The organism is Cellulomonas sp. WB94 (assembly GCF_003115775.1).
GTDB lineage: Bacteria > Actinomycetota > Actinomycetes > Actinomycetales > Cellulomonadaceae > Cellulomonas_A.
Window position 1 is genome coordinate 1484242 of record NZ_QEES01000002.1, and the last position, 23868, is coordinate 1508109.

The window sequence follows — 23868 nt, forward strand, 5'->3', positions numbered from 1 at the left end:
GACGGACGGGTCGTCGGTGGAAGCCACGGTCAGCTCGATGGTGTGGCCGGCTTGGTCGCGTGGCCACCGAACTGCTGGCGCAGGGCCGCCACGGCCTTCATCGCGGGGGAGGCTCCCTGGCGTGACGTAAATCGCGCGAACAGTGCAGCAGAGATCACCGGCAGCGGGACTGCAGCATCGATCGCCTCGTCGACGGTCCAGCGCCCCTCGCCCGAGTCCTCGACCCAGTCGTCGATCGCGGCCAGCTCGGTGTCCTCCTCGAGCGCCTTGACCAGCAGGTCCAGGAGCCACGACCGCACGACGGTCCCGCGCGTCCACGCCTTGAGCGTTCCCGGGACGTCCTTGACGATGTCCTTCGCCACGAGCAGCTCGTAGCCCTCGGCATAGGCCTGCATCAGGCCGTACTCGATCCCGTTGTGGATCATCTTGGCGTAGTGACCTGCGCCGATGTCCCCGGCGTGGACGAATCCCTCGGCGCGCGGACCCTCCGGACGCAGCGCGTCGAAGACAGGCATCGCCCGCGCCACGTCGGCCTCGTCGCCGCCGACCATGAGCCCATAGCCGTTGGCCAGGCCCCACACCCCGCCCGAGACACCGGCGTCCACGTACCCGATGCCGTGCGCGGCGAGCAGCTCCGCGTTCGGCGCGTCGTCCGTGTAGTGCGAGTTACCACCCTCGATGACGAGATCACCAGGCTGCAGGAGGCTCGCGAGCTCGGCGACCACACCGCGGGTGATGTCACCGGACGGGACCATCACCCACACGACACGCTCACCGGCAGGCAGTGCCGCGACCAGGGCGGGGAGGGTCGCGACGTCGGTCACCGCCGGGTTGCGGTCGAACCCGGTGACCTCGATGCCGCCGGCACGCAGGCGCTCACGCATGTTGGCGCCCATCTTGCCGAGCCCGATCAGACCGATGTGCATGACTGTGCCTCTCGTTCCTCGACGTCGCCCGAGCTCATTGCTGCGGACCGTCCGGGCGACGTGACGGACCGACCACGCGTCCAGCCTGACGCTGCGAGTGTCAGCTCGCGAACCGGATGGGCACCAGGAGGTAGCGGTACTCCGGGAGGTCGTCGCCCTCGAGCGACTCCTGCCCAGTGAACTCGACCGGCTTGTTGGGGTGTGTGAAGGACATCCGCACGAACGGGGTCGTCAACGCTCCCAGCCCGTCGAGCAGGAACTGGGGGTTGAACGCGACCGAGATGTCATCACCGACGAGGGTCGCCTCGAGCGCCTCGGACGCCTGGGCATCGTCGCCCTGACCCGCATCCAGCACGACCTGGCCGTCGCTGAACGACAGCCGGATCGGGGTGTTGCGCTCCGCGACGAGCGCGACGCGCTTGGCCGCATCCGTGAGGGACTGCGTGAGCACGACGGCGTGGATCGGGGTCTCGTCCGGGAAGAGCCGACGCACAGCGGGGTAGTCACCGTCGACGAGGAGCGAGGTCGTGTGCCGACCGCCGGCCTCGAACCCGATGAGATCGACACCCTGGCCCGTCGAGAGCGCGATGTTGACCGAGCCCGCCGAACCGAGGGACTTCGCCGCGTCGGACAGCGTCTTGGCGCGGACGAGGGCCACCTGGGAGATGTCCGGGGAGGTGGGGTGCCACGTGAGCTCGCGCAGCGCGAGACGGTAGCGGTCGGTCGCGAGCAGCGTGATCTTCTCGCCCTCGATCTCGACCCGCACGCCCGTGAGCAGCGGCAACGTGTCATCCCTGCTGGCGGCGACCGTCACCTGGGTGACCGCGTGCGTGAGCGCGTCACCGTCGACCGTGCCGGACACGGCTGGCATCGCCGGGAGCGCGGGGTAGTCCTCGACCGGCATGGTCAGCAGCGTGAAGCGGCTCGCACCGCACGTCACGGTGACCTTCGTGCCCTCGAGCACGACATCGACAGGCTTGGCCGGCAGCGCACGGGAGATCTCAGCGAGCAGACGACCCGAGACCAGGACCGTGCCCGGCTCGCTCACGTCCGCCGGGATCTCCGAGCGGGCCGACACCTCGTAGTCGAAGCTCGAGAGCTGGAGCGTGCCGTCGCTGTGCGCCTCAATGCGCACACCAGCCAGGACAGGGACGGGCGGGCGGGTCGGAAGACTACGAGCTGTCCACGTGACGGCTTCCGCGAGGACGTCACGTTCGACTCGAAACTTCATGCCCCACCTCTCGGTCCATCGTGACGCGTCGGCTGAGCTGGCGGCCCACGCACGGCGACCAGGCCGGGGGCCTGGTCCTCAGCGTGCAGAGCCGGCGCGACATCGACGCACAGGTCGGACCGAACACTACGCGAGTGGGCACATCGCTGGTACCTGCCTGGGAACGTCGTGGATCGTGTTGTCCGAGCGTGTGGCCGGGCTGGTGCTTGACCTCTCTTCGCTGGTGTGTGGATTTCCCAGTGAGAGGAGTCTCATCGTCGTCTTCGCCTTTGTGAATCCTGGGGACGACGGGTCGCACTGCAGGTCATCGTGTGATTCGCGTGTGGACGGGCGCTGTGCACGAACCGGGGACAAGTGCTCCGGCCCGTGGACGACGATTCGGTGTTCATCTGCCGTCCACCGAGAAGGTGTCGTCTGTCCACACGTTACCGGCGTGTCGTCCACCGCTGTCCACAGGTCTGTCCACAGATGTGAATATTCGTCCCACGGCTGTTTCACCCGGACGTTGAGAGTTGGCGTCACGGCATGACCTCGGCGCGCGCCGTGGGACTTGTCTCATGATGTCCGGTTGAAGGCCGGGCCGATCAGCCGCGGTTCTGCTGCTTGATCCGGTTCGTCAGCTCGGTCACCTGGTTGTAGATGCTGCGTCGCTCAGCCATGAGCTCGCGGATCTTGCGGTTCGCATGCATGACGGTGGTGTGGTCCCGTCCACCGAACGCCTGGCCGATCTTCGGCAGTGACATCTCCGTGAGCTCACGGCACAGGTACATGGCGATCTGCCGCGCGGTCACGAGCACGCGCGAGCGCGACGACCCGCAGAGGTCCTCGATGGTCAGTCCGAAGTAGGCGGCGGTCTGACCGATGATCGCGGTGGCAGTGATCTCCGCGGCTGTGCCGTCGGTGATCAGGTCCTTGAGCACGATCTCGGCGAGCGGCCGATCGACCTGCTGGCGGTTGAGGTTGGCGAAGGCCGTCACCCGGATCAGGGCACCCTCGAGCTCACGGATGTTCGTCGAGATCCGCGAGGCGATGTACTCGAGCACATCGTCCGGTGCCTTGAGGCGTTCGTTGCCGGCCTTCTTGCGCAGGATCGCGATACGGGTCTCGAGGTCCGGAGGCTGGACGTCGGTGATGAGGCCCCACTCGAAGCGCGACCGCATGCGGTCCTCGAAGCCGTTGAGCTGCTTCGGGGGCAGGTCGGACGTGATGACGACCTGCTTGTTCGCGTTGTGCAGGGTGTTGAACGTGTGGAAGAACTCCTCCATCGTCTGTTCCTTGCCCTGCAGGAACTGGATGTCGTCGATGAGGAGGACGTCGACCTCGCGGTAGCGGCGCTGGAACGCACCGGCCTTGTCGTCGCGGATCGAGTTGATGAAGTCGTTGGTGAACTCCTCGGAGTTCACGTAGCGGACGCGCACCGACGGGTACAGGTTCTGCGCGTAGTGCCCGATGGCGTGGAGCAGGTGCGTCTTGCCGAGCCCAGAGTCCCCGTAGATGAACAACGGGTTGTAGGCCTTGGCGGGAGCCTCGGCGACGGCGACCGCGGCCGCGTGGGCAAACCGGTTTGACGATCCGATGACGAAGGTCTCGAACTGGTAGTTCTTGTTCAGGCGCGCGGGCTCCGACGGGGTCGACGGGCGACGCCCGGACCCTGGACGGAACGGCTGTGAGTCCTGGGAGTGCCGTTCGTCCTCGTCGTCGTCGTCATAGCTGGTGTTGCGGGCGCTCGGCGCCTCGCGCGGCCGCTCGACGTCGTTCGGGGCCGCGGGTCGCGATGCCGCGAGGGCCGGCTCGTCGGAGGCCAGGTCGACGTCGATGGTGATCGCGAAGCGTCCCTCGCGGCCGAGGGCCGACGTGAGGGCCTCGGTGACCTCGGTGCGCACGCGGGTCTCGAGGTACTCCTTCGTCAGGTCGTTGCCGACCGCAAGGAGCATGGTGCCGTCGAGGAGGCCCAGCGGCTTGGCCAGCTTCACGAACGCGATCTGTCGCGGTGTGATGTCCGGGCTGTGCTCGAGCTCAGCGACCGCCTGGGCCCAGACGCGGGCCGGCTGATCGTCCTGTGATGACACGTTTTCCCTCGCTACCGTCGGCGCTCGCGTGGTCGAGTTTCGCACGCCTGTACGTGATCCACATCTTTGTCCACAGCCTGTGTGCATCGACCGGCAAACCCATGGTAGGGACGGCACGGCCAGTGGACCGCAGCTGGTGAGTCGGACTGAATCGGTCCGCACCGAGCCGCGAAGAGGGTGACGACGGGTCAGCGTAGTCGTCCGGAGGTACCCCTGCGATAGTCCGCACGGGTGATCTGACACTCACAGGCGTGTCGGTGCGACGCTCTACGGAGCGGACGTGGGATCGTTGCTGACGGCAGTCGTCGCCGCGAGGCGAGCTGGCTGCCAGCCTCGAGCCGTCTGCCATTTGACCCGACACGGTAGCCCGGCGTAGCGTTGCCAAGCCTTCCTGATGGCTCCTGCTGGCGCGCCCTGGCGCCGGAATCGACCGCTGCGTGTTGACGCACGGTGTGTTGATCCGGAGCAGTCGAGCTCGGCACTCAGACCTGGTCGCGTACCTGTGCGCGATCGATGCCCCGAAGTAGTTGGAGAGACTCGTGAGCAAGCGCACGTTCCAGCCGAACAACCGGCGCCGGGCCAAGACCCACGGCTTCCGTCTGCGTATGCGTACACGCGCAGGCCGCGCGATCCTCGCCGCTCGCCGGCGCAAGGGTCGCGAAGAGCTCTCGGCCTGACGACTGCACCGGTGCTGCCAGCAGCGCACCGGATGCGCCGCCCTGCGGAGTTCGAGCAGGCGGTGCGGCGTGGTGCGCGTGGCGGGCGGGACTCGCTCGTGGTGCATCTTGCGACACGGACCGACCCCGGACCTGGTCCGGTGGTCGGTCTTGTCGTGTCCAAGTCCATCGGGAACGCCGTGACGCGGAACAAGGTCAAGCGCCGTCTCCGCGCCCTCGTGCGTGGCCGGCTCGACTCGATGCCGGCTGATGCTGGCGTGGTCGTGCGTGCCCTTGCTCCCTCGGCGACGCGCCCGTACGCCGACCTCGGTGCGGACCTGGATGCCGCGCTCGAGACCGCAGCCCGACGAGCGCGCCGGTCGGCACGGGCATGAGCAGTCATCCCATGACCGGAGTCTCGGTCAGGTCGATCGCGAGGGCTGTGGTCCGGTTGCCCGGCCGCTTCCTGCTCCTGCTGATCCGGGGCTACCAGCTGTTCATCTCCCCGATGAGACCCCCGACATGCCGGTACTACCCTTCGTGTTCGCAGTACGCGGTGCTCGCGATCACGCGGCACGGTGCGATCCGGGGGACAGGGCTGGCGGCCTGGCGGCTGCTGCGCTGCAACCCCTGGAGCGCCGGCGGCGTCGACGACGTCCCGCCTGCTCACGACCGGCAGCGTCATCACCATCACGTGGCCTCGGCCACGTCCTGATCACCGAACGAGGAGCTCTGCCACATGTCGTGGTTTGACGGCCTGCTCTACCCGATCATGGTCGCGGTGGCCTGGATCATGGTCCAGTTCCACACGCTGCTCACAGCGATCGGCCTGGACCCGGCCTCCGGCGCTGCATGGGGGCTGTCGATCGTCGGCCTCGTGATCGTCATCCGGATCATCCTGATCCCGCTGTTCGTCAAGCAGATCAAGGCGTCCCGCGGCATGCAGATGCTCAGCCCCGAGATGCAGGCGATCCAGAAGAAGTACAAGGGCAAGTCCGACCCGGCGTCCCGCGAGGCGATGAGCCGCGAGACGATGGAGCTGTACAAGAAGCACGGCACCAACCCGTTCGCGTCGTGCCTGCCGATCCTTGCCCAGTCGCCCATCTTCTTCGCACTCTTCCGGGTGCTGTACTCGCTGCCGAAGCTGTCGACGGGGACCTACCCGAAGTCGTCGATCGGCCCGCTGGACGCCGCCACCGCGGGGCAGGTGGAGCACGCCACGATCTTCGGTGCGCCGCTGTCGGGCTACTTCATGTCGAAGGACGGCGGCGCGACCGTCAAGATCGTGACGATCGTCCTCATCGTCGCGATGTCGTTGACGACCTTCCTCACGCAGCGCCAGCTGACCATGAAGAACATGCCGCCCGCCGCGCTCGAGGGCCCGATGGCGCAGCAGCAGAAGATGCTCCTGTACTTGATGCCGCTGATCTTCGCGTTCTCGGGCGTCAACTTCCCGATCGGCGTGCTGCTCTACTGGACGACGACGAACCTGTGGTCGATGGGCCAGCAGTTCTACACGATCCGTCGGATGCCGGCGCCAGGATCCGCGGCCGAGGCGGCGATGAAGGCACGGCAGGCCCGCAGGTCCCATCAGACCGGGCTCGAGCTGGCGGTCGCCGACGCTCCCCTCATCGACGACAAGCCGCGGGGCCAGCGAGTTCAGCCCAAGCGCAAGGACCGCGTCAAGCCGCGTCCGTCCGACGGTTCGACGCCGACCACCGGCTCCACCACGCCGGCCGGCACCACAGCACCGAGCAGCACGACCAAGGGTCAGTCCTCCAGTGACGGAGACCAGACCCCGCCGGCTGCGCGAGCACCACGCAAGCCCAAGAAGTAGCGCTCACCCACCGGCACCGAGCCGCATCCCGAGGAGCACCCATGCCGTCATCCGAAGAGAACGAGACCGTCCCCGGCGAGGAGAACCCGACCAGTCGGCTCGAGGAGGAAGGCGAGATCGCCGCCGACTACCTCGAGGAGCTGCTCGACATCGCCGACCTGGATGGTGACATCGACATCGACGTCGACCACGGTCGTGCGGCCGTGGAGATCGTCGCGGAACCCGGCTCCGAGCGGGCGCTTCGCCGCCTCGTCGGCACGGACGGCGAGGTGCTCGATGCGCTTCAGGAGCTCACGCGGCTCGCCGTGCAGGCCAAGACGGGGGAGCGGAGCCGCCTGATGCTCGACATCGCCGGCTACCGGGCCGAGCGTCGCACCGAGCTTGTGGCCGTCGCGACCGAGGCCATCGGCCGGGTGCAGGAGTCAGGCGCGCCCGTCGCGCTCGACCCCATGAACCCGTTCGAGCGGAAGGTCGTCCATGACGCGGTCGCGGCGGCCGGGCTGGTCAGCGACTCCGAGGGCGTCGAGCCCGCGCGACACGTGGTGATCCGCGCGTCCTGACTCATCAACGAAGCGTTCACACGATCGGCCGGCTCCCCAGGGGGCCGGCCGATCGTGTGTGGGCCTTCACCGCTGTGCCTCCGCTGGCCCGAGGGATCTTCCACGAGCTCGACGCGGCCGGTGCGGGAACCTACCGGCAGCCGGGTGTGTTCGGGCGGCATCGGCAAGCCACAGCCGGTGGGGAACATGGTCCGACGCCAGCCGGTCGGCGTCGTTTCACGTGAAACGGATGGCTGATGCAAGAACGTGTTTCACGTGAAACAGCGGCACGCGGACGTCCATACCTGGTGGCCGCCCGCGGCGCGCGGGATGCGCGCCAACTGATCGGCGCGTAGCTCGGCCGGCCGAGAGCCCGTTGGTCCCAGCGAGCACGCGCCGTGCGGATCGATCGCGGTTTCACGTGAAACGACGCTGCCGGAGGTTGTGCATGACGGTGAGCCTGGGCCGTTGGAGCCCGACCCGCAGGGTACGGTGGGGCTTCCAGAAGGCAGTCCTGCGTGGCCCAGCTGCACCGTGGTCGCAGCCATGAGCGTGCAGTTCCGACGGCTCCGGGAGAGTGCCCGCCATCGAGACCAGTCGCGGGCGATGTAGGACCAGCGTGGATGCCATCAGTCGAGGGAGGCCGTGTGACGAACGATGATCATGTCGACGTGACGGTCGAGGCAGACCCCTGGGAGGGCGACAGCCGGCTCCCCGCGTTCTTCGGCCCGTCGTGGGCAGCGATCTCGGCTTTTCACACCTTGTTGGTCGACGAAGGCGTGCGTCGCGGTCTCGTCGGCCCTCGGGAGGTTCCCCGGCTCTGGGAGCGGCACCTGCTGAACTCTGCCGTCGTCGTCCCCTTCCTCCCCGAGACCGGCCGCATCATCGACCTCGGATCGGGAGCCGGCCTGCCCGGCATCGTGGTGGCCGCAATGCGCCCTGACGCCGAGGTCGTGCTCCTCGATCCCATGGAGCGGCGAACCGACTGGCTCCTCGAGGTCGTCGATTCGCTCGGGCTCGCCAATGTGGTGGTCATGCGCGCTCGCGCGGAAGACGTGCACCGCGAGCTCGTCGGCGCGGCAGTCACGGCGCGTGCGGTTGCTCCGCTCGACCGGCTGTACCGGTGGTCCCTCCCGCTTCTGGCGAAGGGCGGTGTGCTCGTGGCACTGAAGGGCGCGCGAGCGCAGGACGAGGTCGAATCAGCCGCCCGAGTCGGCACGAAGCTGGGCGGGGGACCCGCTGAGGTCCTGAGCGTGCGCGCGATCGACGGAGCCGAGGAGACCACAGTGGTGCGGGTTGTTCGGGAGGTTGTGCGCGGTGTTCGGTAGGAAGAAGAGGCGTCAGGAGCCGATCTCCGCGGTTGTGCCCGAGCCGCTCGCGCAGGGTTCATGGCAGCCGCCGGTGGAGGTCGACGGGGAGGTCGCGGTCGCAGGCGAAATGGACGACCGCCGGAGGGACCCGCGGGACGTTTCACGTGAAACAGTCGGCGGCGCCTCAAGTGCAGCCGATGGTCGCGCGGCGGCGCCGGCCGATGAGTCTGAAGGCGGATCTGACGCGCGAGCGCAGGCGGACGGCCCTTCGAGCGCTGGTGGGTCCACCGAGGCGGCGGCCGGCTGGGAGCTGATCCCACGACCGAGCATCACGCTTGACGAGACGACAGACCCCGAGACTTCGCGCGTCGACGTCGAGCAGGCGGCCGTCGACGAGCCGGTCGGTGGGGCCGTCGATCAGTGGAGGCCAGCGACGCCGACGCCCGACGTCGCCGCGCCCAGTGGTCGGCCGCCGACCGTTGTCGGCGACGAGCACGTGATGGGTGGCGATACGACGGACAGCGCGGTCGACGGCGTGCCCGTGGATGGCAGCACCTGGGGTGCGGTCGACGCTGGACGGCTCGTCGACCCGCCAGCGACAGACGCTGCGCGGGTACCGCCGGTGAACCTCGCCTCTCACTCGCTCGACGGAGCCGACGCAACACTCGGCGCCTTCTCGAGCGCGCCTCGGCCGCTAGTGAGTCGCCCCACGGTTCCAGCGCCACCACCTTCTGTTTCACGTGAAACATCGCCCGACGCGCAGCTGTCGCCCGCGGTGGGAGCCGCAGACCACAGCAGTCACGACGACGGCCACGCCATGGCGTCCGCTCTACGTGAGCGCACAAGAGAGAACGAGGACGTGACCAGTCACCCAGCACAGGTTGTCGGCGCGGGCCATGACGACGAGGCGCGCCGGGCCGCACTTGTCGACAGCCTGCCTGACGCCGATGAGGACACGCCGCTGATGGCGCAGATCCAGGCCGACGCGACGCGCCGCATCCAGCTGCGGGGCCGGAGGTTCCCACGGCCGGCGCAGACCCGGATCATCACCGTGGCGAACCAGAAGGGCGGCGTCGGCAAGACCACGACGACCGTCAACCTGGCTGCTGCCCTTGCTCAGTCCGGGCTGAACGTGCTCGTGCTCGACAACGATCCCCAGGGAAACGCGTCGACGGCACTCGGTGTGGCGCATCACGCGGGCACGCCGTCGATCTACGAGGTCCTCGTCGACGAAGCGCCGATGGCAGGGGCAGTCCAGGAATGCCCGGACATCCCGAACCTGTGGTGCGTCCCCGCGACGATCGACCTGTCGGGCGCGGAGATCGAGCTCGTGTCGATGGTGGCGCGGGAGACTCGGCTGCGGACCGCACTCGACGCGTATCTCGCCGGACGCATCGCTGCAGGTCAGGCTCCGATCGACTACGTGTTCGTCGACTGCCCCCCGAGCCTGGGACTGCTCACGGTGAACGCCTTCGTCGTCGGCCGGGAGGTCTTGATCCCGATCCAGTGCGAGTACTACGCGCTCGAGGGCCTGACCCAGCTGCTCAAGACCATCCAGCTGATCCAGGCGCACCTCAACCCGGGACTGCACGTCTCGACGATCCTCCTGACGATGTACGACTCGCGCACCAACCTGGCGCAGCAGGTCGCGCAGGAGGTCCGCGATCATTTCCCGGAGACGACACTTCGCACCTCCGTGCCGCGGTCCGTCCGCATCTCCGAGGCTCCGAGCTACGGACAGACAGTGATCACGTACGATGCCGGTTCTTCAGGGGCCCTGGCCTACCTCGAGGCCGCACGCGAGTTGGCCGAGCGGGGCGCAGCCGACAGTGCGGCCGGGCCTGACGCGGACGGACTCGCAGCCGGAATCCCTGTAGCCGCGGGCGACAGCATCCGAACGAACCACACGAACGGCCAGCCTGACGTCGCCCCGAGCGTCGTCGGCAGCAGCGCGGGTACCCCTCAGGAGGAGCAGTGAGCGAGAAGCGACGTGGCTTGGGCCGTGGCCTGGGTGCACTCATCCCGACCGGACTCGACGGGCAGCGGTCCTCCGACACGCAGCGTCCCGTGGATGTGTTCTTCCCCGAGAACCGACGTGACGCCCACAGTGAGACGTTCCCGGCCGAGGCAGTGACCGAGGCCTCGACGTCATCCGATGGTGACTCGGCTGTTTCACGTGAAACAGCAGCCCTCAAGTCGAGCGGCACGCCGGTCGACGGCGTCGATGCGATCCGTGATGGGGTGGCGCACCTGGATGGATCCGGCGCGGTCGCTGGTTCGGCAACGATCGACGGCTCAGCCTCCGGGAACGGGTTGAGGTCCGCCAACGGCTCCGCGTCCGCTAACGGCTCCGCATCCAGCAACGGATCCGCGTCCGCCAACGGCGCAGTGGCGACGGGCGGCGCATCGCTCATGGTCGCGCGGAGCAGCGACGCGGAGGACGACGGCCTGATCGCCGTTCCAGGTGCGCGGTTCGCCGAGCTCCCCGTCGACTCGATCAAGCCGAACCCCCGCCAGCCGCGCACGATCTTCGAGGAGGACGCCCTCGACGAGCTCGTCGGCTCGATCCTCGAGGTCGGGGTGCTGCAGCCGATCATCGTCCGACCCGACGGTGACTCGGGCTACGAGCTGATCATGGGGGAGCGTCGGCTCCGCGCCACCCAGGCCGCAGGACTCACCACGATCCCAGCGATCATCCGGGACACCGAGGACTCGGACCTGCTGCGCGATGCGCTGCTCGAGAACCTCCACCGCGCCCAGCTCAACCCGTTGGAGGAGGCCGCCGCCTATCAGCAGCTGCTTGACGACTTCGGGTGCACCCACGAGCAGCTCGCGAGCAGGATCCACCGGTCGCGTCCGCAGATCTCGAACACGCTGCGCCTGTTGCGGCTCCCGCCGCTGGTTCAGCGCCGTGTCGCGGCCGGTGTGCTGTCGGCCGGACACGCACGCGCACTGCTCGGACTCGAGGACGGGGCGGCGATCGAGCGACTGGCTCAGCGGATCGTTGCCGAGGGCCTCTCGGTGCGGGCCGTCGAGGAGATCGTCTCGCTCGGAGGCGACCCGGCGGCCCCTGCCGTGCGTCGACGGCCGCGGGCTGGCGACCGGAACGAGGCGTTGGATGAGCTCGCGACGCGACTGTCGGACCGGTTCGAGACGCGGGTCAAGATCAACCTGGGCAAGCAGCGCGGGCGACTGACGGTGGAGTTCGCGTCGGTCCAGGACCTGAACAGGATCCTCGAGAGCTTCGCGCCCGACGACCCGGGTGTCCTGCGCCACTGACGCACGACGGCGGTGATGACGATGGTGGCGTGCTCGCTCGAGCACGCCGCCATCGTCATGCCTGGCCGCCGTTTCACGTGAAACAGCGCATCACCGCAGGTCAGGGCTGCAGTGCCGCCATCACGAGCTTGCGGTACAGCTCGCCGAGGTGACGTCCCGCGGCCTCGGCGGCCTGGGGGAACAAGGACGTCTCCGTCATGCCGGGAGCAACGTTGACCTCGAGGAACTGCGGCGTCCCGGACTCGTCGACGATGAGGTCGGTGCGGGACAGGTGTGTGAGCCCGAGTGCGCGGTGCGCGGCGATGGCCATCGCCGCGACCTGCTCGGCGACGTCGGAGGTCAGCCGCGCCGGTGTGAAGTACTCGGTGCGCCCGGGGTTGTAGCGAGCGTCGTAGTCGTACGGACCGTCGGTGACGATCTCGACAGCGGGGAGCGCGTGCGGACCCTCGCCCGTGTCGATGACGCTGACCGCAAGCTCGGTGCCGATCACAGCCCGCTCGATGAGCGCCGTGTCGCCGTACGCGAAGCACGCCACCATCGCGCGGGGGAGGTCGGCGGCGCTCGTCACGTAGCTGACGCCCAGCGCGGACCCGCCCCTCGACGGCTTCACCACCAGCGGCAGACCAAGCCGACCGACGATGGCCTCGAGCACCCGTCCGGCGCCCAGCTCACGAAACAGGCTCTGGGGGAGCGTCACGAACTCCGGGGTCGCCAGGCCGGCGCGCTGGACGACAGTCTTGGCGATCGGCTTGCTCCAGGCGATGCGGCTCTGCCGTGGCCCGGTCCCGAGCGCACGCAGCCCGAGCAGCTCGAGGACGTCGCGGATCGAACCGTCCTCGCCGCTCGCTCCGTGCAGGAGGGGCCACACGAGGTCGGGCCGGGTCTGCGTGAGCGCGGGGATCAGGTCGGCGTCGACGTCGTGCACGCTGACCTCGAGCCCGACGGCCCGCAGCGCCTCCGCGACTCGTCGACCGGATCGCAGCGACACGTCGCGCTCGTGCGAGAGCCCCCCGGCGAGGATGACGACGCGCGGCGATGTCACTGCAGAGGAGGGGGTCACGAGTCAGTCGCTCCGTAGGTCAGGTGTGGCGAACGAGTCAGGCGAGGTCAGGGCCGGGCGTCTGGACGCCGTCGCGCCCGTCGCCGCCGCTGGTACCGAACAGGTCGACCAGCTCGCTCTCACCTGCGACGACCCCGGCCAGGCGGCGCACACCCTCGCGGATGCGCTCCGGGGTCGGGTAGCAGAACGACAGCCGCATGTGGTCGCGGCCCTGACCGTCGGCGTAGAACGCGGTCCCCGGGACGTAGGCGACCCGTGCGGTGACGGCGCGGGGGAGCATGTCCTTGGCGTCGAGGCCGTCCGGGAGCCTGACCCACGTGTAGAAGCCGCCGTCGGGCACCGTCCACGAGGCGTCCGGCATGTGCTCGGCGAGGGCGCCGAGCATGGCGTCGCGCCGCTCGCGGTACATCTCCCGGAAGGACTTGATCTGGCCGCGCCAGTCGCAGGTCGACAGGTAGGCGCTGATCGCGAGCTGGGAGGCGTTGGACGGGCACAGGATGGCGGACTCGCTCGCGAGCACCAGCTTCTCCCGGACGGCGTGGGGTGCGACGGCCCAGCCGACCCGATAGCCGGGCGCGAAGGTCTTGGAGAACGAACCGAGGTAGATGACGCCCTCGTCGTCGAGCGAGCGCATCGCGTCGATCGGGTCGCGGTCGAACCCGAGAAGGCCGTAGGGGTTGTCCTCCAGGACCAGGACCCCGTAGCGCCGGGCGATCTCGAGGATCTGCGGCCGGCGCTCGGCGGAGAGGGTCACCCCGGCGGGGTTGTGGAAGTTCGGGACCGTGTAGAGGAGCTTGACGCGGCGGCCCTCGCTCGCGAGCGACGCCAGGGTCGACTCGAGCGCTGCGGGGATGAGCCCGTCGGCGTCCATCGTCACGTGCACGATGTCGGCCTGGTAGGCACGGAACACCCCGAGGGCACCGACGTAGCTGGGCGCCTCGGCCACGACGACATCGCCAGGGTTCACGAAGATCCGCGTCACCAGGTCCAGGGCTTGTTGTGAGCCAGTCGTCACCACGACATCGTCGGGGTGCGCGTGGATGCCCTCCAGGCGCATGACCTCCAGGATCTGCTCCCGGAGGGTCTCGTCGCCCTGCCCGGAGCCGTACTGCAGCGCCGTCGCACCCTGGGTGGCGATGACCCGCTGGGCGATCTCACCGATCACGTCCATCGGCAGACCGGCGAGGTTCGGCATGCCACCGGCGAGAGAGACGACCTCGGGACGGTTGGCGACCGCGAACAGGGCGCGGATCTCCGAGGCTCGCATGGCGTGCGCCCGGTCGGCGTATGCGCCGAGCCAGGGGTCGAGCCGAGTTCCGGCTGCGGGCGTCGGCAGGGTGCCCGACGTCGCGTCGCCGGGGCTCAGGTGCGGGAACATCCCCCGAGTGTCGCACGAGCGCAACGCCGCGTCCGGCGTCGTCCGGCGGTCGACCCGCGTGTTGCGCTCGACCCTCGGCGACGACCCTCGGCGACGACCCTCGGTGGCGACGTGAGCGTCCCGTGGGTGCAGCCGTGGGTGATCCCCTGGCTACGCCCCTGCGACCTCGGCGAGCACGGCCTCGAACTCCTGCGCGAGAACCTGCTTCGGGCGGGCACCGATGACGGACCGGATCAGCTCGCCGCCGGAGTAGAAGTTGAGGGTCGGGATCGAGACGACCCCGTAGTTCCCGGTGACCACGGGGTTCTCGTCCGAGTTGAGCTTGACGACCTTGATGCGGCCGGCGTACTGATCGGACAGCTCCTCCAGGACGGGCGCGACCAGGCGGCACGGGCCGCACCACGGCGCCCAGAAGTCGACGACCACCGGGATGGGGGACTCGAGAACCTCGGCGGTGAAGGTGGCGTCCGTGACGGGCGACGTCGTGCTCATCGGGCGTCCTCCAGGTCGGCGAGGAAGTGCTGGGCGTCCAGGGCTGCGGCGCACCCCGAGCCGGCGGCGGTGATCGCCTGGCGGTAGACGTGGTCGACGGCGTCGCCCGCCGCGAACACGCCAGGCAAGTTGGTCGCCGTCGAGCGCCCGACGACCTCGATGTACCCGTTCTCGTCCAGGTCGACCTGCCCGACGACGAGGTCGGTGCGCGGCACGTGCCCGATCGCGACGAACACGCCCGTCGCGGGGTGCTCGCGGGTCTCGCCCGTGACGGTGTCGCGCAGCGTCACGCCCGTGACCTTGTCCGTCCCGTGGATCGCGACGATCTCGCTGTTCCACGCGAAGTCGATCTTCGGGTCGTTCTTGGCACGGTCGGCCATGATCTTCGACGCGCGCAGCTCGCCACGGCGGTGCACCATCGTCACCCGCTTGCCGAAGCGGGTGAGGAACGTGGCCTCCTCGACGGCCGAGTCCCCGCCGCCGACGACGATGATCTCCTGGTCGCGGAAGAAGAACCCGTCGCACGTCGCGCACCACGACACCCCACGGCCCGAGAGGCGCTTCTCGTCAGGCAGACCGAGCTCGCGGTACGCCGAGCCGGTCGAGAGGATGACGGCCTTGGCGGTGAACGTCTCGCCGCCGCCGACGACGACGGTCTTGACCGGGCCGGTGAGGTCGAGCGACGTCGCGTCGTCCCAGAGGACCTCGGCGCCGAACTTCTCGGCCTGCTTCTGCAGGTTCTCCATGAGCTCGGGGCCCTGGACGCCGTCGGGGAAGCCCGGGAAGTTCTCGACCTCGGTCGTGTTCATGAGCGCGCCGCCTGCGGTGACCGATCCGGCGATGACCAGCGGAGCCAGGCCGGCGCGTGCCGCGTAGATCGCCGCGGTGTACCCGGCGGGCCCGGAGCCCACGATGATCAGGTCGCGCGGAGAGGTCTGGTCGGTCATCGGTGGAGTCCTTGCAGGTCGGCGGTTGGTGATCGGAGAACAGATCCGGGGCCGGATCTGTTCCGAGCCTCGGGCAGTGGCGGTCAGCAGCGAACGGGCCTCAGGAGACCGTGATCTCCGTGATCTCGATGCGGTTGGAGCCGTCCGCCGTCTGGGCGAGAGCGGTGAACCACAGGACGATCGACGACGTCTGGGTCGGGGTCGACAGCGTCAGCACCGTGTCGGCCGACAGCGGTCCCGAGGCCAGAACCGTGCCCGCGGTGGGGCTTGCGGCGTCCGTCGCACGGAGCTCGACGTTCCCGCCGGTGCCGTTGACGTGCAGCGTCACCGACGTCACGGTGGCGGGCGCGGAGAGGCTGAGGACGAACCCGACCGCCGGCTTGATGCCGCCGAAGTTCGGCTTGTTGTAGGTGCGGGTGTACCAGGCGGTCGACGGGTCGCCATCGACCGCTCGCGCGGCGAGCTCGGGGTGCTCCCCGGTCGTCGGGTCCGACGGGTCGATCGTCGAGACCGACGCGATGACAGGCACGCCGCCAGTCGCGGCAGTGGGCGCAGCAGAGGTCGGCTGTGCGGCCGGTGCGGCAGGCGTCTCGGAGGTCCCAGGGGCCGAGGTGGTGACGACGGGCGCCGGAACGACGTCGTCGCGGGGCGTGACGGGCTTCGTCAGGAGCTGGAACGCGATGATCACGCCGATGACGACGGCGACGGCGACGAACGCGATCACGAGCTTCGTCGGGTCGAACCGCCGCTCCGCGAAGCTCTCCGGCTCGTCGATCCGGTCGTCGAACGGTAGACCGAAGCCGCTGGGTCGCTCAGGCTCGCTCCACGGCGCGCTGGGACGTGCCGGCGGGACGGACGGCGGCGGACCGGGCGGGAGGTGGGGGTCCGGGCGCGACTCGGGCGCGGGCGTCACGGCAGGTCGGACCGGGGGGAACCGGGGGCCGGCGGCCGGTGGGCGCTCGACGCGCGGTGGCACCGCTGCGGGCTCCGGACCGCTCGACACGGGCGGGAACGCGATGCCGGGGTGAGCGGGCGGGGGCGTGCCGGTGAGCCTGGGGCCGGCAGGCGACTGCTCGAACGTGGCGCGGACGGACTGTCGCTCGACCTGTGCGGGAGCCAGGGACGGGGACGGTGCCGCCGCGGCAGCACCGGTCGGGACCGACGGGCCCGAGTCGGCGCGTCCGGCGAGGCCGATGGTGCGGATCTCGCCCCACGGCTCGAGCTCGCGGACGAGCTCGGCGGGGCTGTGGGGTCCGTCGTCGTTGGAGCCGAGCGTGACGACGCACAGCGTGTCGAGGTCGGCCGGGACGCCGGCGACGAGGTCGCCGGGCGGCACCGGACCGTCGGCGGCGAGCGGTGCGGCCGGCAGCGTGCCCAGTCCGGTCGTCGGGACGAGGTCCTGGGCCCCGGCGGGCCACCGACCCGTCAGGGCGGCGTACAGGAGGCGGACGAGCCCGACGGTGTCCGCCCGGGTCGTCGTGCGCGCGTCGCCGAGCCCCTGGCCCAGCAGCGCACCGTCGAAGGCGAGCCCCGTGAGCAGGACGCGGTCGTCGGGCGTGATGTGCACCACCGACGGGCGCAGCGCGAGGTGGTGGACCCCGCGGCGGCGCGCGATCTCGAGAGCCGCCGCGACCTCTCCGACGATCGCCCGGGCCTGGTCGCCCGTGAGAGGTCCGCGCGCGAGCAGGTCGGCGAGGGACGGGCCCCGGACCTCCTCGGTCACGACGTAGCTGACGCCCTCGTGGCTGCCGACGTCGAGCACGCGCACGAGGCGCGGGTCGGAGACCAGGGCGGCGCGGCGGGCGGCGTCGAGCGCCTGGGGGACGTTGCCGGAGACGAGGATGCGCACGCGGACCGAACGGTCGAGGATCTGGTCGGTCGCCTGCCAGGCGGGCGAGCCCTCGAGGTCCGACGCGAGCGGCTGGAGGACGCGATACCGTCCCGCGAGCACCGTGCCACGTCCGACGACGTCCACCACCAGGCCTCCTGCGGTCCATGAGTCCGGCTGTGCGCCGAGACCCCATGCTAGACGCGGACCGTCAGCCGCGTCGCGCGCCCCGCCTGCCACTGAGGCGCCCGGCCACCGTCCGGACCAGCACAGTCAGCTCCTCGACGCGCATCGTGGCGAGCAGACCCAGGTAGGCGGCCGTGATGACGGCGCCGCCGACGACGCACATGACGACCGCGTGCGTCCATCCGCCCACCGGGCCGAGGAGGTGCAGGACCAGCGCGCCGAGCGCCGACGCGAGGCCCGCCGCGACGACGGCCTTGACGTGGACCTGCACGACGCGGCGCCCGTCGACGCCGTGCAGGCGTCGACCGACGGCGGCGAGGCCGAGGGCCGCACCGACCACATACGACAGGCTCATGGAGCCCGCGGCCCCGACGGCCCAGTACCGGGGTGCGAGGAGCACGCGTGCCAGCAGGGTGCCGCCGATGACGACGACCACCATGACGACCTGGATCGGGACCATCGACCGGGCGTCCTCGTACGCGTAGTAGATCCGCTGCGCGAGGGACCAGGCGCCGAACGCGACCAGGCCGAGCACCATCGCGACGATCACGGGCGCCAGGTTGCCGAGGGGACCCAGCTTCTCGGAGGGGAACAGCACCCGGCTGAGCGGGAGGGCGAGGAGCGCGATGACGGCGGTCGCCAGGACCGTGAAAAGGCCGACGGTCCGCAGCCCGAGGGACAGGTCGGCGCGCACTGCGTCGACGTCGTCGGCCGCGGCGCGCGCCGAGAGCCGCGTGAACAGGGCCGTCATGAGCGACACCGTCACGATGGAGTGCGGCAGCATGAAGATGAGGAACGCGTTGTCGTAGAGGTTGTTGCTCCCGCTCGCCGTCGTGGCCAGGCTGACGACCCAGACCCCGACCTGCCCGATGAGCAGCCCGAGGAACGTCCAGTACGCGACCCGTCCGGCGGTCCGCAGCCCCACCCCGCGGAAGCCCCAGCGCGGTCGGTAGCGGAAGCCGCTGCGGTACAGAGGGATGACGAGGACGAGGGCCTGCGCGACGACGCCGAGCGTGAACGTCCCCGCGAGGAGGGTGATCTGCGGCGCCCCCCACCAGGCCGGGTCGTTGAACACGGCCTCGTGGCTCGAGAAGGGGCCGTTCACCGCGATGAACACACCGAGCCCGGCCATCGCGACGACGTTGTTGACGACCGGGGCCCACATGTACGGGCCGAAGCTCCCGCGCGCGTTGAGCACCTGACCGAGCAGCGAGTAGAGCCCGTAGAAGAACATCTGCGGGATGCACCAGTACGCGAACAGGACTGCGAGGGCCGTGACCGCAGGGTCGGTGAAGTCCGAGTAGAAACCGACCAGGAAGGGTGCGGCGACGGTCAGGACGACGCCGAGCCCGAGCAGCAGCGCGATCCCGAGGGTCAGCAGCCGGTCGACGTACTCCTGGCCGCCCGCCCGCCGGTAGGCGCGCACGACCTGCGGGACGAGGACGGCGTTGAGGACACCGCCAGCCACGAGCAGGTACAGGATGTTCGGGAGCTTGTTCGCCGCCGCGAAGGCGTTCGCCGCGTTGCCGTTGAGGCTGATCGCCCAGACGAGCATCGTGCCGCGCAGGACGCCGAGCACACGCGAGACGACGGTCCCCGAGGCCATCAGGGCGGTCGAGCGCCCGAGCCCCGCAGTCGAGCCGGGCGAGGCGCCGACCCCGGCTCCGGCCTCGGCGGTGGGGTCGATGACCGGCTCGACCGGGTCGATCGGCTCGGTCACGGCGTCTTCTCCTCGGCCGATGCGTGCGGGGCGGCCGCGGCGAGTGCCGCAACCCGCGCACCGCGGTTGGCGGTCTGCCCGCGCCGGACGGTCCGGATGATCCCGACGACGAGCCCGAGGGCGAGCAGCGCGCCGACGGCCAGCGTCCCGACGTTCTCGATCGTGGGTGCGAGCCGCGCACTGAACTTGGCCGGCGACGCGACGACGGTGCCGTCCGAGGCCAGCAGGTACACGTCGACGTCGACGTCACAGTTCGCGTTGGCCTGCACGTCGATCGACACGATCGCGTCGCTCTCGGCGGCGACGGTCGCCAGCGTGGGGCCGTCGGGCACCGTGAGGCACGCCTTGCGCGGGCGGAGGTCAACCTGGACGGTCGCGTCCTGCGGGAGCGCGTTGTGGACCGTGAGGCGGATCTGGGTCGCGCTCGCGACGGCCGTGAACTTGGGGCTGACCAGGACCGACAGGCCGGTACGCCGCGTGTTGGCATCAGCGAGCACGGTGTCCACGAGGGCCCCGCGCCGCGAGGGGGCGTCGCGCCACGCGACGGAGAGCGGGCTGAGGATCGCGCGGTCGAGGCCGGCGAGCAGGGTGTCCGGCACCGGCACCACCGTCGCGAAGGCCGCGACCGACGCCCGGGCGTCCCCGAGCGCGACGACGTGCGCGGGTGACAGCTCCTGTGCGCTGCGGGCGCTGGTCGGCAGCGGGGCGCGTGCCGAGTCGTCGCCGGCACGGCCGATCAGCCCGGTCACTGACGTCAGCTCGACCCACGGTGCCGTGGCGAGCGCGTCGAGCTGCGCCTGCACGATCGGCACCTCGGGGTCCCAGTCTCGGGGGAGGGCGGCCAGCAGGTGCTGCCCGGCCGAGGCCCTGTCGTGGGCAGCGACGGCGGTCTCGGCGAGGATCCGCTGCGCGGCGGTCGCGGGGGTCGCGCCCGGGTCCACGGCGTCCGCGTCGGTGAGGGCGGCCGTCAGTGCGGAGTCGGGGACGAGGGCGGTGAGCTCGCCGGCGTCGGTCCGGACCGCGACCGTGCCCGATCTCGTCGGCGCCGCCTCGCGCTCCGGTGCGAGCGCGTCGGGGCCGACGACGAGCGCGCGGGCCCCGGAACGCACGGTGAGCGCGGCCGTGGTCGCGTCGGGGACGTCGTCGGCGGCCCACATCAGCTGGGTCTGCGGGGTCCCGCCGAACACGGTCGCCGCGGAGCCTGCGGACGCGTCGCGGGCGAGCGTGAGCAGGTCGGGTCGGTCGGCGTGCGCGATCGCCGCCAGGTCCGGGTCGCCCCAGGGCAGCGCGAGCACGTCGCGCCGGGCGGAACGTTGCGTCAGGTCGGCGAGCCAGGACGTCGAGCTCGACCCGCCCGCCGCCGCGGCCTCCACCAGCGAGGGGTCGACGGCCCACGACACCTCGGCGTGGTGGCCGGTCGCGTCGATGACGGCGCGCAGCCGCCCGGTGGCGCCGGTCAGGGCGTCGAGCTCGGGGTCCGTCGCCGAGGAGTCGGCGCTCGCCGTCGCGGTGGGGCTCGGCGTCGGCGCAGGGACGGGCGTGGTGGTCGCGACGGGCGTGGACGCCGGGCCGACGACGGGGACGAGCACGCTGACCGGGGTCGGAGCGGGCGCGGTCTCGTCCGGCAGCCACAGCAGGAACGTGCGGTCGAGGCCGACGCGGCGACCGCCGTCGGTCAGCTCGACCGCCAGACCGCGGGGGCCCCAGGCGTCGGGGGTGTTGAGGAGCCCGAACGCCGTCGACGGGACCGTCAGGGTCGTCTGGACGCTCATGCCCGGCGCCAGGGGGCCAGGGATGTCGACCGAGCCGACCGCCTTGCCGGCGTCGGCCGCGACAGCGGAGCCCGCCCAGGTCTCCAGCTGCGTGGTCGACGCGAGCCGGAACCGGCTGATGCGCAGCGTCGCGCGCGGGCTCTCGAGCACCTTCGCGGAGTCGTTGCGGATCGTCGCGGTCACGAGCAGGTCCTGGGCCGGCTGCAGGACCTGCGGCTCGACCCCGGTGACCTGGACGAGCACGGTGCCGGCGTCGGGCGTGGGCGCTGGTGTGACGACTGCCGTCGGTACGACCCCTGGTGCGGCCGCAGCAGCCGGGCCGGGTTTGAACGGCCCCCCGGCCGCTCCGCCGACGCCGAGCGCGACGAGCGTCAGCACGCACAGCACGGCACGCCACCGGGCGGGCATCGCGTGGCCGAGGCGCGACGGACTCATGCCCCGCTGGCGAGCACCAGGTGTGCCGCCTCGGCGAGCCGCCGCTCGTTCGGGTACGCGAGCCGCGCCGCGAGGTCGGCGAACGCCACCCACTCGACGTCCTCCGCCTCACCGTCCGGGTCGCCCTCGACGCTCAGCTCCCCGCCGACCGCTCCGAGGAGGAAGTGGTGGACGACCTTGTGGACGCGGCGGTCGTCGCCCGTGAACCAGTAGTCGATGACGCCGAGCCGGCGCACGACGCGGCCGAGGATCCCGGTCTCCTCGGCGATCTCCCGGACGGCGGCCTGCTCGGGGGTCTCGTCACCCTCGAGGTGACCCTTGGGCAGGCACCACTCGAGGCGACCGGCCCGGTTGCGCCGCGCGATGACGGCCGCGCAGTGGATGCCGTCCTGCGTGCGCACGACGAGCCCGCCGGCGGAGGTCTCCTCGACGACGGGCAGGACGTGCGGGAGGACGCGCTCACCGAGGGCGCGGGGGTCGATGCGCAGGGCGTGACCGCCGGGTGGCGTGGGGACGCCTCCGTCACGCGCTGGGCTCGACATATCGACACTGTAACGACTCTCCGGTTCGCCGCTTTCACCCGCGGCGTCGGTCTCGTGCCGGTTGTGTGCACGTCCGGTCCGCGCCCGACGCCCGATCGGCGCCTTCGCGGGGCGTCGGCATCTGGCACGCTTGGGCGTTGTGCCACCCACCGACCCGCCCGTGACCGCCACCTCCGGGGGAGCCACGCCCGATCCGGGTGCGCTGCTCGCGCTCCAGCGCCGCGCGCTCGGGGTGCTCGCCGGCCTCGCGCCCGAGGCGCTCGAGCTCGGGCAGAGGTTCGCGGCCGCAGGCCATGAGCTGGCGCTCGTCGGCGGCCCGGTGCGGGACGCCTTCCTCGGCCGGGTGAGCGCCGACCTCGACTTCACGACGTCTGCGAGCCCGGACGAGACCGAGGCGCTCCTCGCCGCCTGGGGTGACGCGCACTGGGACATCGGCAAGGCCTTCGGCACGATCGGCGCGCGGCGGCACGGTCGTCGTCACGGCGGCGAGGACGTCGTGGTGGAGGTCACGACGTACCGGACGGATGCCTACGACGCGTCGTCGCGCAAGCCCGAGGTCGCGTTCGGGGACTCGCTCGAGGGCGACCTGTCGCGGCGCGACTTCACGGTCAACTCCATGGCGGTCCGGCTCCCGGAGCTGACGTTCGTCGACCCGTTCGACGGCCTCACGGACCTCGCGGGACGGGTGCTGCGCACGCCCGTCGCGGCTCGGCAGTCCTTCGATGACGACCCGTTGCGCATGATGCGGGCCGCGCGGTTCGCCGCCCAGCTGGGGTTCGCGGTGGACGACGACGCGCTCGAGGCCATCCGCGACATGCACGAGCGCATCACGATCGTGTCGGCCGAGCGTGTGCGGGACGAGCTGACCAAGCTGCTGCTCGCCCCCGTGCCCCGCCCGGGGCTGGAGGTCCTCGTCGACACCGGTCTCGCCCAGCACGTCCTGCCCGAGCTGCCCGCGCTGCACCTCGAGCGCGACGAGCACCACCGGCACAAGGACGTCTACGAGCACTCGTTGCAGGTCCTCGAACGGGCGATCTCGCTCGAGACCGGACCGGACGGACCCGTGCCGGGCCCCGACCTCGTCCTGCGACTCGCGGCGCTGCTCCATGACATCGGCAAGCCCGCGACGCGGCGGTTCGAGGCGGGCGGCGTCGTCAGCTTCCACCACCACGAGGTCGTCGGCGCCAAGCTCGTGGCCCGCCGGCTCCGCGAGCTGCGGTTCGACAAGGCGACGGTGCAGGCCGTCGCGCGGCTCACCGAGCTGCACCTGCGCTTCCACGGGTACGGCGAGGGCGGCTGGACCGACTCGGCCGTGCGCCGCTACGTCACGGACGCGGGTGACCTGCTCGAGCGCCTGCACCGGCTCACACGGTCCGACTGCACGACGCGCAACCGTCGCAAGGCCGACCGGTTGTCGGCTGCGTATGACGACCTCGAGGCTCGCATCGCGGCGCTGCGCGAGCAGGAGGAGCTCCGCTCGATCCGGCCCGACCTCGACGGCGCGCAGATCATGGCGATCCTCGGCATCCCCCCGGGGCCCGTCGTCGGGCAGGCGTACAAGTACCTGCTCGAGGTGCGGATGGACCGCGGTCCGCTCGGTGCGGACGACGCGCGCGAGGCCCTCCTGACGTGGTGGGCGGAACAGCCCCGCTGACGTGGCC

The 23868-nt window shown here is 70.8% G+C and carries 20 protein-coding genes; 9 read left to right on the forward strand and 11 right to left on the reverse strand.

Going from position 1 to position 23868, the window contains the following annotated elements; all coding sequences use genetic code 11:
* Positions 1–29: 29 nt before the first annotated feature.
* From gnd to dnaA, 3 genes are all read right to left on the reverse strand, one after another.
* Complete coding sequence (gnd, locus tag DDP54_RS07980) at positions 30–1103, reverse strand: phosphogluconate dehydrogenase (NAD(+)-dependent, decarboxylating) (protein ID WP_347338532.1); 1074 nt, start codon at positions 1101–1103, stop codon at positions 30–32.
* Positions 1027–2157: a DNA polymerase III subunit beta gene (dnaN, locus tag DDP54_RS07985; RefSeq protein ID WP_109131292.1), complete on the reverse strand. Its 1131-nt coding sequence runs from the start codon at positions 2155–2157 to the stop codon at positions 1027–1029. The genes gnd and dnaN overlap by 77 nt, the downstream gene beginning before the upstream one ends.
* Positions 2158–2741: 584 nt before the next feature.
* Entirely contained in the window at positions 2742–4226 is a 1485-nt protein-coding gene (dnaA, locus tag DDP54_RS07990) for a chromosomal replication initiator protein DnaA (protein WP_242448290.1), read from the reverse strand.
* Between the two features lie 539 nt (positions 4227–4765).
* Between dnaA and rpmH the strand changes: the two genes are divergently transcribed.
* From rpmH to DDP54_RS08035, 8 genes are all read left to right on the forward strand, one after another.
* Complete coding sequence (rpmH, locus tag DDP54_RS07995) at positions 4766–4903, forward strand: 50S ribosomal protein L34 (protein WP_109131294.1); 138 nt, start codon at positions 4766–4768, stop codon at positions 4901–4903.
* Positions 4904–4914: 11 nt separating this feature from the next.
* Positions 4915–5277, forward strand: coding sequence for a ribonuclease P protein component (gene rnpA / locus DDP54_RS08000; RefSeq protein WP_109131295.1), 363 nt, complete (start codon positions 4915–4917; stop codon positions 5275–5277).
* Positions 5278–5288: 11 nt separating this feature from the next.
* A complete protein-coding gene (gene yidD, locus DDP54_RS08005) occupies positions 5289–5597 on the forward strand; it encodes a membrane protein insertion efficiency factor YidD (protein ID WP_109131296.1) in 309 nt (102 codons plus the stop codon).
* A gap of 24 nt (positions 5598–5621) precedes the next feature.
* Complete coding sequence (gene yidC / locus DDP54_RS08010; RefSeq protein WP_109131297.1) at positions 5622–6719, forward strand: membrane protein insertase YidC; 1098 nt, start codon at positions 5622–5624, stop codon at positions 6717–6719.
* A gap of 41 nt (positions 6720–6760) precedes the next feature.
* The gene (locus DDP54_RS08015) at positions 6761–7279 is read left to right on the forward strand and encodes a R3H domain-containing nucleic acid-binding protein (protein ID WP_109131298.1); all 519 of its coding nucleotides are present in this window, start codon (positions 6761–6763) and stop codon (positions 7277–7279) included.
* A 650-nt stretch (positions 7280–7929) separates the two neighbouring features.
* A complete protein-coding gene (gene rsmG / locus DDP54_RS08020) occupies positions 7930–8586 on the forward strand; it encodes a 16S rRNA (guanine(527)-N(7))-methyltransferase RsmG (RefSeq protein WP_242448291.1) in 657 nt (218 codons plus the stop codon).
* Between the two features lie 841 nt (positions 8587–9427).
* A complete protein-coding gene (locus DDP54_RS08030) occupies positions 9428–10546 on the forward strand; it encodes an AAA family ATPase (RefSeq protein ID WP_277949587.1) in 1119 nt (372 codons plus the stop codon).
* Positions 10543–11847, forward strand: a complete 1305-nt coding sequence (locus tag DDP54_RS08035) for a ParB/RepB/Spo0J family partition protein (RefSeq protein WP_109131302.1) — start codon at positions 10543–10545, stop codon at positions 11845–11847. The genes DDP54_RS08030 and DDP54_RS08035 overlap by 4 nt, the downstream gene beginning before the upstream one ends.
* 100 nt (positions 11848–11947) lie before the next feature.
* Here DDP54_RS08035 and DDP54_RS08040 read toward each other — a convergent pair whose 3' ends face one another.
* From DDP54_RS08040 to DDP54_RS08075, 8 genes are all read right to left on the reverse strand, one after another.
* A complete protein-coding gene (locus DDP54_RS08040) occupies positions 11948–12889 on the reverse strand; it encodes a D-alanine--D-alanine ligase (protein WP_109131303.1) in 942 nt (313 codons plus the stop codon).
* Between the two features lie 55 nt (positions 12890–12944).
* Positions 12945–14285 carry a PLP-dependent aminotransferase family protein gene (locus DDP54_RS08045; RefSeq protein WP_109131304.1) on the reverse strand — a complete coding sequence of 447 codons (1341 nt, stop codon included), beginning with the start codon at positions 14283–14285 and terminating at the stop codon, positions 12945–12947.
* 150 nt (positions 14286–14435) lie between these two features.
* Positions 14436–14777 (reverse strand): thioredoxin, encoded by a 342-nt coding sequence (gene trxA, locus DDP54_RS08050; protein WP_109131305.1) that lies wholly within the window; start codon positions 14775–14777, stop codon positions 14436–14438.
* Complete coding sequence (trxB, locus tag DDP54_RS08055) at positions 14774–15724, reverse strand: thioredoxin-disulfide reductase (RefSeq protein WP_109131306.1); 951 nt, start codon at positions 15722–15724, stop codon at positions 14774–14776. The genes trxA and trxB overlap by 4 nt, the downstream gene beginning before the upstream one ends.
* Positions 15725–15824: 100 nt before the next feature.
* Positions 15825–17702 (reverse strand): protein kinase family protein, encoded by a 1878-nt coding sequence (locus tag DDP54_RS08060; RefSeq protein WP_146192394.1) that lies wholly within the window; start codon positions 17700–17702, stop codon positions 15825–15827.
* A 61-nt stretch (positions 17703–17763) separates the two neighbouring features.
* A complete protein-coding gene (locus tag DDP54_RS08065) occupies positions 17764–19458 on the reverse strand; it encodes a lipid II flippase MurJ (protein WP_242448292.1) in 1695 nt (564 codons plus the stop codon).
* Positions 19455–21665, reverse strand: coding sequence for a DUF6049 family protein (locus tag DDP54_RS08070; protein WP_109131308.1), 2211 nt, complete (start codon positions 21663–21665; stop codon positions 19455–19457). The genes DDP54_RS08065 and DDP54_RS08070 overlap by 4 nt, the downstream gene beginning before the upstream one ends.
* On the reverse strand, positions 21662–22207 hold the full coding sequence (locus tag DDP54_RS08075) for an NUDIX hydrolase (RefSeq protein WP_109131309.1): 546 nt from the start codon (positions 22205–22207) through the stop codon (positions 21662–21664). Before DDP54_RS08075 ends, DDP54_RS08070 begins: the two co-directional genes overlap by 4 nt.
* Before the next feature lie 160 nt (positions 22208–22367).
* Here DDP54_RS08075 and DDP54_RS08080 point away from each other — a divergent pair, with 160 nt between their 5' ends.
* Positions 22368–23861 (forward strand): CCA tRNA nucleotidyltransferase, encoded by a 1494-nt coding sequence (locus tag DDP54_RS08080; protein ID WP_242448293.1) that lies wholly within the window; start codon positions 22368–22370, stop codon positions 23859–23861.
* Positions 23862–23868 lie beyond the last annotated feature (7 nt).